Annotated in this window: 13 protein-coding genes; 6 read left to right on the top strand and 7 right to left on the bottom strand. The window is 33.8% G+C overall.

What is annotated here, in order from left to right:
* Positions 1-3: 3 nt before the first annotated feature.
* The 6 genes from B0A65_RS07475 to B0A65_RS07450 all read right to left on the bottom strand — a co-directional run bounded on the left by B0A65_RS07475 (position 4) and on the right by B0A65_RS07450 (position 6,851).
* Positions 4-1,686 (bottom strand): arylsulfatase, encoded by a 1,683-nt coding sequence (locus B0A65_RS07475; protein WP_074660016.1) that lies wholly within the window; start codon positions 1,684-1,686, stop codon positions 4-6.
* A 636-nt stretch (positions 1,687-2,322) separates the two neighbouring features.
* Positions 2,323-3,753, bottom strand: a complete 1,431-nt coding sequence (gene pyk, locus B0A65_RS07470; RefSeq protein ID WP_074660017.1) for a pyruvate kinase — start codon at positions 3,751-3,753, stop codon at positions 2,323-2,325.
* Between the two features lie 5 nt (positions 3,754-3,758).
* Positions 3,759-4,247, bottom strand: coding sequence for an IPExxxVDY family protein (locus tag B0A65_RS07465; RefSeq protein ID WP_026982519.1), 489 nt, complete (start codon positions 4,245-4,247; stop codon positions 3,759-3,761).
* A gap of 125 nt (positions 4,248-4,372) precedes the next feature.
* Positions 4,373-5,113, bottom strand: a complete 741-nt coding sequence (rnc, locus tag B0A65_RS07460) for a ribonuclease III (protein WP_074660018.1) — start codon at positions 5,111-5,113, stop codon at positions 4,373-4,375.
* Positions 5,114-5,122: 9 nt separating this feature from the next.
* Positions 5,123-6,376 (bottom strand): beta-ketoacyl-ACP synthase II, encoded by a 1,254-nt coding sequence (gene fabF / locus B0A65_RS07455; protein WP_072970135.1) that lies wholly within the window; start codon positions 6,374-6,376, stop codon positions 5,123-5,125.
* Between the two features lie 238 nt (positions 6,377-6,614).
* Positions 6,615-6,851, bottom strand: coding sequence for an acyl carrier protein (locus B0A65_RS07450; protein ID WP_007137004.1), 237 nt, complete (start codon positions 6,849-6,851; stop codon positions 6,615-6,617).
* Positions 6,852-7,026: 175 nt separating this feature from the next.
* Here B0A65_RS07450 and purN point away from each other — a divergent pair, with 175 nt between their 5' ends.
* Entirely contained in the window at positions 7,027-7,605 is a 579-nt protein-coding gene (gene purN / locus B0A65_RS07445; RefSeq protein WP_074660019.1) for a phosphoribosylglycinamide formyltransferase, read from the top strand.
* Positions 7,606-7,794: 189 nt separating this feature from the next.
* A complete protein-coding gene (rnhA, locus tag B0A65_RS07440; protein ID WP_074660020.1) occupies positions 7,795-8,274 on the top strand; it encodes a ribonuclease HI in 480 nt (159 codons plus the stop codon).
* A gap of 64 nt (positions 8,275-8,338) precedes the next feature.
* Here the strand turns inward: rnhA and B0A65_RS07435 are convergent, their stop codons facing one another.
* Complete coding sequence (locus B0A65_RS07435; RefSeq protein ID WP_074660021.1) at positions 8,339-8,689, bottom strand: DUF6249 domain-containing protein; 351 nt, start codon at positions 8,687-8,689, stop codon at positions 8,339-8,341.
* A gap of 304 nt (positions 8,690-8,993) precedes the next feature.
* On the opposite strand from B0A65_RS07435, the gene B0A65_RS07430 reads away from it, so the two are divergent.
* The 4 genes from B0A65_RS07430 (at position 8,994) to B0A65_RS07415 (ending at position 13,188) form a co-directional block, all read left to right on the top strand.
* Complete coding sequence (locus B0A65_RS07430; protein WP_074660022.1) at positions 8,994-9,581, top strand: RNA polymerase sigma factor; 588 nt, start codon at positions 8,994-8,996, stop codon at positions 9,579-9,581.
* Complete coding sequence (locus tag B0A65_RS07425) at positions 9,565-9,960, top strand: hypothetical protein (RefSeq protein ID WP_074660023.1); 396 nt, start codon at positions 9,565-9,567, stop codon at positions 9,958-9,960. The genes B0A65_RS07430 and B0A65_RS07425 overlap by 17 nt, the downstream gene beginning before the upstream one ends.
* 325 nt (positions 9,961-10,285) lie before the next feature.
* Positions 10,286-11,209, top strand: coding sequence for a PfkB family carbohydrate kinase (locus B0A65_RS07420; RefSeq protein ID WP_074660024.1), 924 nt, complete (start codon positions 10,286-10,288; stop codon positions 11,207-11,209).
* A gap of 80 nt (positions 11,210-11,289) precedes the next feature.
* A complete protein-coding gene (locus B0A65_RS07415) occupies positions 11,290-13,188 on the top strand; it encodes an amidophosphoribosyltransferase (RefSeq protein WP_074660289.1) in 1,899 nt (632 codons plus the stop codon).
* Positions 13,189-13,713 lie beyond the last annotated feature (525 nt).

The following is a 13,713-nucleotide window of genomic DNA, read 5'->3' as shown; positions in this document are numbered from 1 at the left end:
TAATTATTTTTTCTTTTTTGCATCTGCTGCTTCATCCTCTTTTAGTTTAGGAAGAACATTTTTCTCAATATATTTCTGTGCTTTAATATCTTTCATTGCCTCTTCCATAATGGTATAAGCCGAGAAACTTGGCGGAATTGATCTTGGTGGATAATCCTTGAATGTTTCTGCAAATACTACTACATCTTGTATTGCGCCATACATTAGCTGAACGTGATTCAACTGCCATTCCCAAAAACTGTTCGAAGTGATGTCAGCTCTTTCAAAAGGATCCTGGTACAAATTGAATATTTTTTGTAATCGAAGTTTAGTAAAAGGCTCTGCCCAAACTCCCATTGTACCTTCCAAACGTTGTTCTGCAAAAACATATTTATAATCGCCTTCTCTCAAACCAACCAATAAGCCATCATCATCTGTATAGAAGAATTTATCTCTGGCACTTTTTTGAGTTTTGCCACGTAAAAAGTTACTCTGATCAAAACCATCTAAATGAACCTTGTAATTTTTTCCATTGGCAGTATACCCTTTTAAAAGTTTATTCACTAAATCAGGTTCTCCTGCAATTGATGCTAAAGTTGGCATCCAGTCATTATGACTCATTAATTCAGTTGTAACTTGTCCTGGTTTAATTACGCCCGGCCAGCGTATAATACACGGTACACGGAAAGCGCCTTCCCAATTCGTATTTTTCTCAGAACGGTAAGGTGTCATAGCTGCATCAGGCCATGTATTCATGTGAGGGCCGTTATCTGTAGAATAAATTACAATAGTATTATCAGCGATTCCTAACTCATCTAATGCTTTTAAAATACTTCCTATCGTTTCGTCATGCTCTATCATACCGTCTATATATTCACTATCTCCATGAGTATATCTTCCTCTGTGTTCAGCTCTAACGTGTGTACGAAGGTGCATACGTGTAGCATTAAACCAACAGAAAAATGGCTTTCCTGCTGCATTTTGTCTTTTGATAAAATCAATAGCTGCTGCAGAAGTTTCGTCATCTATTGTTTCCATTCTCTTTTTAGTAAGAGGACCTGTATCTTCTATCCTTTGTTTTCCAACTCTTCCAAATCGAGGATCTGTGGTTGCATCATCTGAATTTGTTGCAGCACATTTTAATACTCCTCTAGGACCAAATCTTTTCAAATATTCAGGATCTTTTGGATAATCAGGCAATTCTGGTTCTTCTTCAGCATTTAAGTGATACAGATTTCCGAAAAATTCGTCAAAACCATTTACAGTAGGTAAACTTTCGTTACGATCACCAACGTGATTTTTACCAAATTGTCCTGTCGTATAACCCAAATTTTTCATGATTCCGCCAATAGAGGGATCTAATTGACTCATTCCCATAGGTGCTCCCGGAAAACCTACTTTTGTAAGACCGGTTCTAAGGCCATGTTGTCCTGTTAATAAAGCAGCACGCCCGGCGGTACAGCTTTGCTCTCCATAATAATGCAAAAAACGTAAGCCTTCGTTTGCCAAACGATCAATATTAGGAGTTGTGTATCCCATTACTCCGTCACTGTAAGCACTTATATTAGTGGTTCCAATATCATCTCCCCAAAGTATAAGAACATTGGGCTTTTTCGTACTTTGAGCATTCACTTGTATCGTTAAGCATGCAAATGCGGAAAGCAGTATTGCATTTTTAAAAACACATTTTAGTCTAACTTGTTTCATGGTAATAAAATTTGTTAATAGTTCTTTGTATAAATGATATGCGTATAGAATATATAAAGCGTATTATTTCATTTTTTCAATAAGAATATTTCCTCCTCTCATGAACATGTTTCAAATTTTAATTTTTTTCTTCCGGGGCGAATTTGAAACAATTTTCTTCTTAACTTTTTTTTAAGTTTCTCAAAATTAACTAATAAAAAACCGAACTATAGTATTTATAAGGCCTGACATTGTTTCATTTTATAAAATGAAACGTTAAAAACATTTTATTTTGCTCCATGTTGTTTCATTTTATAAAATGAACCATCTAAAAAACATGAAAAGAGGAAGTTAGATCTTAAAATCTATTTAAAAAAAATGGGGCTTTTAGTATAAAATTCTTCTTTTAGGAAGTCTTTTTTGTAGAATTATTCAAAAACACAACAATTTTACGTCAGAATTGTTCATTGAAGTGACAAATGTTTACTGTTTATGTTAATACATTGAACATTAATAGGGAGTAGTACAGAAAATACCTATTTAATACGTTTACTTAACGAGCTGTCTTGCGTCAACAATTTTAATAAAAAGAGAAAAATTTGGGCAAAAAAAAGCCGTCAAAATATTTTGACGGCTTTTACTATTGGTAGTTTAAAACTATTCTATTTCAGAAACTCTCATGGTATTAACCATTCCTTTATCTTTAATTGGCATTGCTGCAAGGTTGATCAAATAATCTCCTTTTACAACATAACCTTTTTGTTTTGCGATTTCGTTAACATCTGTTACAGTATCATCTGTACTTTCGTCTTTATCGTAGAAGTATGATTTAACTCCCCATAATAAATTCAATTGTGTCAAGATTCTTTTGTTTGAAGTAAACACCAAAATATGAGAAGACGGTCTCCAAGCCGAAATTTGGAAAGCTGTATAACCACTATTTGTTAAAGTACAAATTGCTTTTGCTTTGATTTCATTGGCTAATAAAGCTGCCTGGTGACAAACGGTTTTAGTAACAAAACGTTTTGTTTTAATTTGTGGTGTGTTTTGTGGAACCTGGATAAGCGGAGAATCCTCAACAGCCTCACAAATTTGAGTCATTTTTTGGATAACCTGTACCGGATAATTTCCTGTAGCCGTTTCTCCAGACAACATTACAGCATCAGCTCCATCCATTACAGAGTTTGCAACGTCGTTTACTTCAGCTCTTGTTGGAGTCAAACTTGTAATCATTGTTTCCATCATTTGTGTAGCAACGATAACCGGAATTCTCGCCGTTTTAGCTCTGCGAATCAAATCTTTTTGAACTAATGGTACTTCATGTGCAGGAAGCTCAACTCCTAAATCTCCACGAGCCACCATAAGACCATCGCAATAGGCAATAATTTTATCGATGTTTACAAGAGCTTCAGGCATTTCAATTTTAGCAACGATTGGAATTTTAACATCCGAGTGCTTAGCGATCAATTCTTGTAAATCTTGTAAATCGCGAGGTGTTTTTACAAACGAAAGTGCGATCCAGTCTACTTTTTGTTCAATTGCAAAAATAGCATCAGCAATATCTTTTTCAGTTAAAGCCGGTAATGAAATTTTTGTATTTGGAAGGTTAACCCCTTTTTTAGATTTTAGTTCTCCACCCTGAATTACCTTAGCAACAACTTCAGATTTTTTATCAGTAGAAATAATTTCGAAAATAAGTTTTCCGTCATCAAGCAAAATACGCTCGCCCGGATTAACATCATTTGGGAAATTTTGATATTTCATGAATACTTTAGAAGCAGTTCCTAAAATATCTTCTGCAGTTGTAAACGTAATTAGATCACCATCATGAACTACAGTTCCTTCTTCCATCACACCAACTCTAAGTTTTGGTCCCTGCAAGTCTCCAAGGATTGCAGTTGTATAACCAAACTCTTCGTTAAGGTCTCTAATAATATTAATTTTATCTTTTACTCCTTCGTAATCAGCATGCGAAAAATTCACTCTAAACACATTAACCCCTGCTTCGATCATATCCTTGATAATCTCTCTCGTACTACATGCAGGCCCTAGCGTAGCAACAATTTTGGTTTTCTTGTTTGTTAACATTTTTTTTAAAAAATTAGATTGTTTTTTGATTTTATTTTGTTGGTATCGACAGCATATATTGCTGCAATACTTTCTATTGAATTTAATTGTTGCTGAATTTCTGAAAAATCGACAGCCTCATCGCTATTGTCTATTTTCAGGAAAAAATCTACTTTTTTGAATTCAGGAAGTAAATGAATTGTTGTCGAAACCTCACTTGTTTCATTAGAAAACAAATTCTGGAAATCATTCGTACTCACAGAAATGATTTCATTTTTATTCTGAATCAAATTCCAGGAGATGGCTTTTTCGGAATCATAATAATAAAATCTGGAAAAATTTGCTTCGCCTTCCTTAGTCTGAGCATGGATCTCGTTTTTGCTCTTACTTAAGTTGATCGGAAGGTTTTTATTGATAAAATAGGCCAGTCTATAATCTTCTAAGGAAGTATGAATTGCCATTAAATAATAATCAATTTCGTCAAATTCGTCTAAATCCAATCTATGAATAGCCATATCATGAAAAATCAAGGTGTAAATATACTATTTCTAACGGAGCATCAATAGTTAAGATGTCGTTGTTTTTGTTAATTTATAAACGAAAACGTTATAGCTTTAAGAAAGTAACGGTATTTTTGTCGTTATTTCTTATCTATTTTTTCCTGAAATGCAAAATAAGCTCTTTGTGATGCTTTTTCTTCTGCTTTCTTTTTTGAAGTTGCTCGCGCTCTTGCGATTACTTTATCGTCTATACTTAATTTGACACCGAACAGGCGTTGTCCGTCAATACCGTTATCTTCAAAAATGTCGTAATGAAAGATCCTTTTTTCTTTCTGACACCATTCAATAACCAAACTTTTATAACTAATTACTTTCCCTTCCAATCGCGCAATGTCGACATAAGGGGTAACTACTCTTTTTTGTATAAATTTTTCACAAAAAGCATAACCTCTATCCAGATAAATAGCTCCAACAAGTGATTCAAAAATATTACCATGAATATTTTCACCAAAATGCTGAATAGGCACTTTACTCTCTACAAAGCGCACTAAATTTAAATCTTTACCTAATTCATTCAAATGCTCACGACTTACAATTTTAGACCGCATTTTGGTCAGATAACCTTCGTCGCCATTAGGTGCTTTGTTAAATAAGTGAGCTGCAATTACAGCGCTTAACATAGCATCTCCTAAAAATTCAAGTCGTTCATAATTAATTGGATTTCCTGATTCGTCAAGTTTGTTTGAAGATCGGTGCGTAAATGCTTTCTTATAAAAATCAATATTTGCCGGCGGAAAACCAAGTATTTTCTGAATAGTGTCAAAAAAAATCCCGTCTTCTAGAGAACGGGATTTAGAAAATATTTTTTTGATAATATTCATATACAGAAATTAGTCAACTAATTTTTTAAACAACACACAAGCATTGTGACCCCCAAAACCAAAAGTGTTACTCATAGCAACATTTACTTCTCTTTTTTGAGGTTTGTTTAATGTAAGGTTCAATGCAGGATCAATCTTTTCATCAACAACTGTATGATTAATCGTTGGAGGAACAAGACTGTGTTGCATTGCCAGAATTGAAGCAATTGCTTCGATCGCTCCGGCAGCACCAAGTAAGTGACCTGTCATTGATTTTGTTGAATTGATATTGATATTTTTTGCATGATCACCAAAAACAGCACTAATTGCTTTTAATTCGGCTACATCTCCTAACGGAGTAGAAGTTCCGTGTGTATTGATATGATCAACATCTTCCGGATTCATTCCAGCATCTCTTAGTGTATTTTTCATTACTGCAATAACGCCAATTCCTTCCGGATGTGGTGCCGTTAAATGGTAAGCATCAGATGACATTCCGCCTCCACCAATTTCACAGTAAATTTTTGCGCCTCTGGCTTTAGCATGTTCATAATCTTCAAGAACCAAAGCTCCCGCTCCTTCTCCTAAAACGAAACCATCTCTGGTTGCATCAAAAGGTCTTGAAGCTGTTTCAGGACTTTCATTTCTTGTAGACAAAGCGTGCATAGAGTTAAAACCTCCCATACCAGCGATGGTAATAGCAGCTTCTGAACCACCCGATACAATAACATCACACATTCCTAAACGAATGTAGTTAAAAGCATCAATTAATGCATTTGCAGAAGATGCACATGCAGAAACAGTTGTATAATTTGGTCCCATATAACCGTTACGCATCGAAATGTGTGCTGGTGCGATATCGGCAATCATTTTAGGTATAAAAAACGGATTGAATTTTGGAGTTCCGTCACCTTTAGCATAATAAATTACTTCTTCCTGAAAAGTTTCTAAACCTCCAATTCCTGCTCCCCAGATAACACCAACTCTTGTTTTATCGATATTATCATTTGTAAGACCAGCATCTTTAATAGCTTCGTCACTGGCAGCAATAGCATATTGAGCAAATTTATCTAATCTACGAGATTCTTTGCGATCCATGTAGTCTTCAATATTGAAGTTTTTTACTTCGCAGGCAAATTTCGTTTTATGCTTCTCTGTATCATAATATGTGATAGGAGCGGCTCCGCTAACCCCATTCACAAGTGCATTCCAATAATCCTGGATATTATTCCCGATAGGAGTAAGTGCACCTAATCCTGTTACAACAACTCGCCTTAATGCCATAAATATGTATTTTGTACTTTAAACAAATAAAACCCACGCTTTCTTAACACTATTGTTACTTAAGAGCCATGGGCATTACAATATAAATATATCTTTTTGATTGAAAATCAATCGAAATTTAAATTTTAAAAAAAATAATAACACCCGATCCTTAGAAATTACAAAAATCAAAAGTCAAATTCCAATTGGAATTTGGAATTTCAAAAATTGGTATTTTTAGAAACCGGGTGTGGTATTATTATTTTTTAGCTTCCTCGATATAAGAAATAGCTTGACCAACAGTAGCAATGTTTTCTGCTTGATCGTCTGGAATTTGAATATCAAATTCTTTTTCGAATTCCATAATAAGCTCAACAGTGTCTAATGAGTCAGCTCCTAAATCATTAGTGAAGCTTGCTTCTGTTACAACTTCGTTTTCGTCAACACCTAATTTGTCTACGATAATCGCTTTTACTCTTGATGCAATGTCTGACATAATCTTTAATTTTAGAATTTAATTTGTTGGCAAAAATAAAAAACTTTATTTTAAAACCACGATTTAGTTTATAAATGTAACACTAATTTATAAAATTAATTTCAAGAAAGCCCTTTTAATACTATTTATTTTCGATTTTTATTCCGTTTTTTGCATTCTCAAAACGAAATCAAAAATGAAAAAAATTATTGTTTTTGCCTCAGGATCAGGAACTAATGCTGAAAACATTATAAAATATTTTGCTAAAACAAAAATCGCAGCCGTCGTTTCGGTTTTTACCAACAACGCTTCCGCAAAAGTGATCGAAAGAGCAAAAAATCATCAAATTCCGGTCGAAATCTTCTCAAAAAACGAACTTTTAGAACGAAATGTCTTACAAAAAATACAAGAAATCGACCCGGATCTGATAGTTCTGGCTGGTTTTCTATTGAAATTTCCAGAAAATATAATCGAGAAATATCCTAATAAAATAATCAACATCCATCCTGCGCTTTTACCTAATTATGGAGGCAAAGGAATGTACGGAATGCACATACACAGAGCTATAGTTAATAATAAGGAAAAAGAAACCGGAATTTCCATTCATTATGTAAATGAAAATTATGACGAAGGCGGTATCATTTTCCAGAAAAATGTGGCCCTCACAGAAGACGATACCCCGGAAACCGTGGCCGAAAAGATTCACGAGCTGGAACAAAAGTATTTTCCGGAAATAATTCAGGCAGTACTAGAGGATTCAAATTCCAAAAATTAAATTCCAAATTCCAAAAAAAAATAAACCATATAAGTCATATAAGTAAATATAATAGTAGGAGTAAATCTTACTTTAAATTAAAAGTAATATAAGTAGCTTCAAATAATCTTATATACTTTATACTGACCCGAGTGAATAGACAAAGTTTAAAATGAACTTATATCACTTATGTGGTGAAAAAAAACAACAATGAATCACGAAGTACATATATATACAGATGGCGCTGCAAAAGGAAATCCCGGAAACGGTGGTTATGGAGTGGTAATGGAATTGGTTGGAACACCTCATAAGAAAGAATTTTACGAAGGCTTTCGTTTGACCACTAATAATAGGATGGAACTTTTGGCTGTAATTGTTGGTTTGGAGAAACTAAAAAATCCGAATATGAAGGTTTTGGTTGTTTCAGATTCTAAATATGTTGTCGATTCTGTTGAGAAAAAATGGGTTTTAGGCTGGGAAAAAAAGAAATTTGCCGGAAGAAAAAATGCCGATTTATGGAAACGCTTTTTAATTGTTTACCGCAAACACCAGGTCAATTTTAAATGGATTAAAGGCCATAACAATCATCCTCAAAACGAACGCTGTGATCAATTGGCTGTTATGGCCTCTATGCAACCGAATCTTTCTGTTGATGAATATTACGAAACCATCGGTTCAAAAATGGAATAAAAAAACGCACCAGGAAAATATTCCCGATACGTTTTTCAATTTTAAAATACTAACTTAAAAAATCTTACTCCTCTTTATCTAAATCTTTTGCCGTTTTAAATCCAGCCAATAAGCCAATACCTGCCATGATGAAAATGATTGATGGATAAACTGCATCATCTTCTAGTGAAGTATAAGTTGTAATTAATAAAGCCAGAAAAATTCCGACTCCGCTTCCTATTAATAGGAAAGCCAGATTCACAACAAATACTTTCCATGCAGAAGATCCTTTTCCAGCCCCTTTCAAAAAGATACTGGCATCAACACCTTTTTCTATAAGAGCCATACGCTCTCTGTTTCTGGTAGAGTAAAAAAGATAGATAATCCCAAAGATCATTGCAAAAAGACTAATTGGTATTAAAATTTGTGGTCCCATATTTTTTTATTTAATTGATTGATACTCCATATGACGACAGCTTTTAAATTCAGGTTACAAGAATTTTAAAATAAATTCCGAAAAATAAATTCGAAATCCCAAAAGTTATTGATTATCAGTTAATTTTGAGTATGTAATTTTTATTGTAGTTAAAAATACTCAATCAAAAAATATCGATAATAATTGTCATTCCACGTTCCCCGGAATGACAATATTGTGGTTAAGGTATTATCGGAAAATTGGAATTTGGAATTTATTTCAAAATTCTTGTAACCTAAACACAGAACGTGTCGTCCTATATAATATGAGTACAATCAGTGATCAACATTATATTGATAAAATTCTTCAGGGCGAAACCAATGCGTTTGCCGTTCTGGTGGATCGCTATAAGGATATGATTTTTACATTGGCACTCAAAATGGTTAAAAACAGAGAAGAAGCTGAAGAAGTTGCACAAGATACTTTTATTAAAATTTACAGTTCATTGAACAAGTTTAAAGGCGATTCGAAATTTTCGACCTGGATATATAAGATCGCTTATAATACGTGTTTAGATCGTTTGAAGAAAAATAAAAAAGAAGACAATAATATATCGATAGATGAATTTTCGGCACATTTAATTAAAACAATGGATACTGCCCTGAGTGCTTTAGAAGATAAAGAACGAAAGCAGACGATTCAGAATTGTTTGAATTTATTACCCAGTGATGAGAATTTCCTGCTAACTTTATTTTATTTTGAAGATCAGAGTTTAGAAGAAATCGGAAAAATTATGAATATCAATGCTAACAATGTCAAAGTAAAGTTATTTAGAAGCCGACAGAAATTAGCCGTAATTTTGAAAAAGCAATTAGAACCAGAAATAGTAGAGAGTTATGAAAGAGGAAGATAAAAATATAAAAAATCTTATTGATAAAATGATGGCCGAAGATACTTTGGAAGTACCATCTTTTGACTTTACTTCAAAAATAATGGCTCAGGTTTTAGTGGCTGAAAAAAGCAAAATCAAAGCTTACAAACCTTTGATTTCTAAATCTACGTGGATTTTTATTGGTTTTAGCTTACTCGGCCTGGCCATTTATGCATCACTTTTTTCTGGAACCCCATATAATCTGGGAATTGATAAATCGTATACAGAAAGATTCTCTGCTGTATTTTCAGGAATTCATCTTTCTAAAAATATCATGTACGCGATTTTAGTTGTTCCTTTTATGATTCTGATTCAGATTGGATTATTAAAGAATTATTTTGATAAGAAGTATCAGTTATAGAAGAAGCCACATACAAAACATGGTTAATTATATTTAAAGTAAACAACAACAACATTACATTTTTTGGTGTTTTTAAGTGGGGAAAGAAAAACTTGTTCCTTCAAAAAACTAAAATAAAAAACTGAAGCTTTTTCAAAATAGTAGTTGCTTTTTAAATCCAAAAAACATATTTTAATCTTTTAAAAGATTGAAATATAATACTCTCATTTACAATAGTTTTAGCCCCGCAAACGATATTGTTTTTTTATGAAAATTTTGAGAACCTAAACCGTTGCAATATTGCAACTTATGAAGTATCTTTGCACCCTAATTCGAAATTCATAAAATGAATAAATTATTGATTGTTGGAACGGTTGCTTTCGACGCAATTGAAACTCCTTTCGGAAAAACAGATAAAATATTAGGTGGTGCTGCAACGTACATTGGTTTATCAGCATCCTTTTTTAACTTGCAATCGGCCATCGTTTCTGTAGTTGGTGACGATTTCCCTCAAGAACATTTAGATCTTTTAACTTCAAAAAATATTGATATCTCTGGTATCGAAATTGTAAAAGGGGGAAAAACCTTTTTCTGGAGCGGTTTATACCACAACGATCTAAACTCTAGAGATACTCTTATAACTGAACTAAACGTTTTGGCAGATTTTCAGCCAAAAGTTCCTCAAAATTATAAAGACGCTGATGTTGTGATGTTAGGAAACTTACATCCGTTAGTACAAAGCAGTGTTTTAGATCAAATGGAGAAAAAACCAAAATTAGTAGTTTTAGACACTATGAACTTTTGGATGGACTGCGCTCTTCCTGAATTATTGGACGTAATTAAACGTGTAGACGTTATTACTATTAATGATGAAGAAGCAAGACAACTTTCAGGAGAATACTCATTAGTAAAAGCGGCGAACAAAATCCAGGAAATGGGACCAAAATATGTGGTGATCAAAAAAGGAGAACACGGAGCGCTTTTATTCCATAACAGAGAAGTATTCTTTGCACCGGCTTTACCACTAGAAGATGTTTTTGATCCAACAGGAGCAGGAGACACTTTCGCAGGTGGATTCTCAGGATTCATTACACAAAGCGAAAACATTTCGTTTAACAATATGAAAAATGCCATTATTTACGGATCAAATTTAGCTTCATTTTGTGTAGAGAAATTTGGAACCGAAAGGATGCAAACAGTAAGCAAAGCAGAAGTAGCGATTCGATTACAGCAGTTTAAGTCGTTAACTCAGTTTGACATAGAAATATAATGCCCGAAAGCCTCGATAAAACGGGGCTTTTTTATTACGTTAATACACACAACTTACAACAACACAAAATACAAAACACAATGAGCGACGCTTTAAAACACGAATGTGGTATAGCCTTAGTTAGACTTCTTAAACCGCTTGAATATTACAAAGAGAAATACGGAACTGCTTTTTACGGGATACAAAAAATGTATCTGATGATGGAAAAGCAGCACAACCGTGGTCAGGATGGTGCCGGATTTGCAAGCATCAAATTAGATGTTGAGCCAGGACAACGCTATATTAGCAGAGTTCGTTCGAATCATGCACAACCAATTCAGGACGTTTTCAAACAAATCAACGATCGCATCAATGAAGAATTGACTGCAAAACCTGAAATTGCTGATGACGTTCAAAAAATAAAATCAGAAATTCCATACGTAGGAGAATTATTTTTAGGACACGTTCGTTACGGAACTTTCGGAAAAAACAGTATTGAAAGTGTACACCCCTTTTTACGTCAAAGTAACTGGATGCATCGTAATTTGATATTGGCTGGTAACTTCAACATGACGAATGTTAAGGAACTTTTCGAAAATTTAGTAGAGCTAGGACAGCATCCAAAAGAAATGGCAGATACTGTTACGGTAATGGAAAAAATTGGTCACTTCTTGGACAAAGAAGTAATGCAGCTTTACCAGGATTGCAAAACTGAAGGTTATTCTAAAAGAGAAGCTTCTCCTGTAATTGCAGACCGATTGGATATTGGAAAAATATTAGCACGTTCAGCAAAAAATTTAGATGGAGGTTATGCAATGGCCGGATTATTAGGTCATGGTGATGCTTTTGTATTTAGAGATCCTGCCGGAATTCGTCCAGCTTATTATTATCAGGATGATGAAGTAGTAGTTGTAGCTTCTGAAAGACCCGTTATTCAAACTGTATTTAATGTACCTTTTGAAAGCGTTCAGGAAATTGATCCCGGACATGCTTTGATTATCAAGAAAAGTGGAAAAGTTTCAATGCAACAAATTTTAGAGCCAACTGTTAAGAAAGCATGTTCTTTTGAAAGAATTTATTTCTCTAGAGGAAGCGATGCTGAAATTTATCAGGAACGTAAAAATTTAGGAAAATTAATTTTACCTGCAGTTCTTGAATCAATTGACAGTGATACAGATAATACTGTTTTCTCTTATATCCCGAATACAGCCGAAACATCCTTTTATGGTTTGGTAGAAGCGGCTCAGGATTTCTTAAATCAGAGAAAGAACAACTATATTTTAGAAAACAGAAATACACTTACAGCCGAAACACTTCAGGAGTTATTGGCGGTAAAAATCCGTACAGAAAAAGTCGCTATTAAAGATGCTAAACTGAGAACCTTTATTACAGAAGACAGTAGCCGTGATGATTTAGTTGCTCACGTTTACGACGTTACTTACGGCGTAATCAAACCAACTGACAATTTAGTTATTATTGATGACAGTATTGTTCGCGGTACAACATTAAAAATGAGTATCATTAAAATGATGGACCGACTGAAACCAAAACGTATTGTAATTGTTTCTTCGGCACCGCAAATTCGTTATCCTGACTGTTACGGAATTGATATGGCAAAACTGGAAGGTCTTGTTGCTTTTAGAGCAGCCCTGGCTTTATTAAAAGAAAGAAATCTATATCATGTCGTAGATGAAGTTTACGCTAAATGTAAAGCCCAGGAGAACTTTTTAGATACTGATGTGGTAAATTACGTAACGGCAATTTACGATCAATTCACACCAGAAGAAATTTCAGATAAAATTGCAGAAATGTTAAGTTCACCTGAAATTAACGCTGAAGTAAAAATAATATTCCAAAAAGTAGAAGATTTACATATTGCATGTCCTAAAAACTTGGGAGACTGGTACTTTACAGGAGATTATCCTACCCCTGGAGGAAATCGTGTAGTGAACCGTGCTTTTATGAATTTCTACGAAGGAAAAGACGCAAGAGCGTACTAAAAGTATTAACAAAAGGTTAAAATATGCATTTCATCGGTTTTTTTTGCCGTTTATCCTATATGTTTGGCAAAACCGAAAAGCTAAATTACTTTTGGAGAACCATAACATTAGTAGGTTAAGTTTATGGTAGATTTGGGGCAAAAAGGGTGGAAGCAATTCCACCTTTTTTATTGGAATAAAGTGAAGTATAGCGAATTGAAGATTTAACACACTTAATCGGATATATTTACCATTCGTCTAAAAAGTTTTTTATATAAAGATAGCTACCATACATTTACTGAACCATAACATTAGTAGGTTAAGTTTATGGTAGATTTGGGGCAAAAAAGGCGGAAGAGATTCCGCCTTTTTTATTTTATTCTAGAAAAAAGAGAATAGAATCAAGAGCAAAGAGTAAAGAGCAAAGAATAAAGATTGTTGAAGATAGTATAAGAGCAAAAATATATTTAAAAAAATAGAGGAACTGCCAAAAGTAGTTCCTCTATTTTTTTACTCAATTCTTTTCCTCTTTACTCTTTACTCTTT

It is taken from the genome of Flavobacterium frigidimaris (genome assembly GCF_002217275.1).
In the GTDB taxonomy this organism is placed as follows: Bacteria; Bacteroidota; Bacteroidia; order Flavobacteriales; family Flavobacteriaceae; genus Flavobacterium; species Flavobacterium aquidurense.
Note: the sequence above shows the minus strand (reverse complement) of the source record. Positions and strands in the feature narration are given on the sequence as shown.

What these genes read in the sequence shown, in the direction of transcription:
- B0A65_RS07420 (WP_074660024.1), top strand. Translation starts at nt 10,286, where the DNA reads ATGAATAAATTATTGATTGTTGGAACGGTTGCTTTCGACGCAATTGAA.
- B0A65_RS07430 (WP_074660022.1), top strand. Translation starts at nt 8,994, where the DNA reads ATGAGTACAATCAGTGATCAACATTATATTGATAAAATTCTTCAGGGC.
- B0A65_RS07475 (WP_074660016.1), bottom strand. Translation starts at nt 1,686, where the DNA reads ATGAAACAAGTTAGACTAAAATGTGTTTTTAAAAATGCAATACTGCTT.
- purN (WP_074660019.1), top strand. Translation starts at nt 7,027, where the DNA reads ATGAAAAAAATTATTGTTTTTGCCTCAGGATCAGGAACTAATGCTGAA.
- B0A65_RS07465 (WP_026982519.1), bottom strand. Translation starts at nt 4,247, where the DNA reads ATGGCTATTCATAGATTGGATTTAGACGAATTTGACGAAATTGATTAT.
- B0A65_RS07450 (WP_007137004.1), bottom strand. Translation starts at nt 6,851, where the DNA reads ATGTCAGACATTGCATCAAGAGTAAAAGCGATTATCGTAGACAAATTA.
- rnhA (WP_074660020.1), top strand. Translation starts at nt 7,795, where the DNA reads ATGAATCACGAAGTACATATATATACAGATGGCGCTGCAAAAGGAAAT.
- fabF (WP_072970135.1), bottom strand. Translation starts at nt 6,376, where the DNA reads ATGGCATTAAGGCGAGTTGTTGTAACAGGATTAGGTGCACTTACTCCT.
- B0A65_RS07415 (WP_074660289.1), top strand. Translation starts at nt 11,290, where the DNA reads ATGAGCGACGCTTTAAAACACGAATGTGGTATAGCCTTAGTTAGACTT.
- rnc (WP_074660018.1), bottom strand. Translation starts at nt 5,113, where the DNA reads ATGAATATTATCAAAAAAATATTTTCTAAATCCCGTTCTCTAGAAGAC.
- B0A65_RS07435 (WP_074660021.1), bottom strand. Translation starts at nt 8,689, where the DNA reads ATGGGACCACAAATTTTAATACCAATTAGTCTTTTTGCAATGATCTTT.
- pyk (WP_074660017.1), bottom strand. Translation starts at nt 3,753, where the DNA reads ATGTTAACAAACAAGAAAACCAAAATTGTTGCTACGCTAGGGCCTGCA.
- B0A65_RS07425 (WP_074660023.1), top strand. Translation starts at nt 9,565, where the DNA reads ATGAAAGAGGAAGATAAAAATATAAAAAATCTTATTGATAAAATGATG.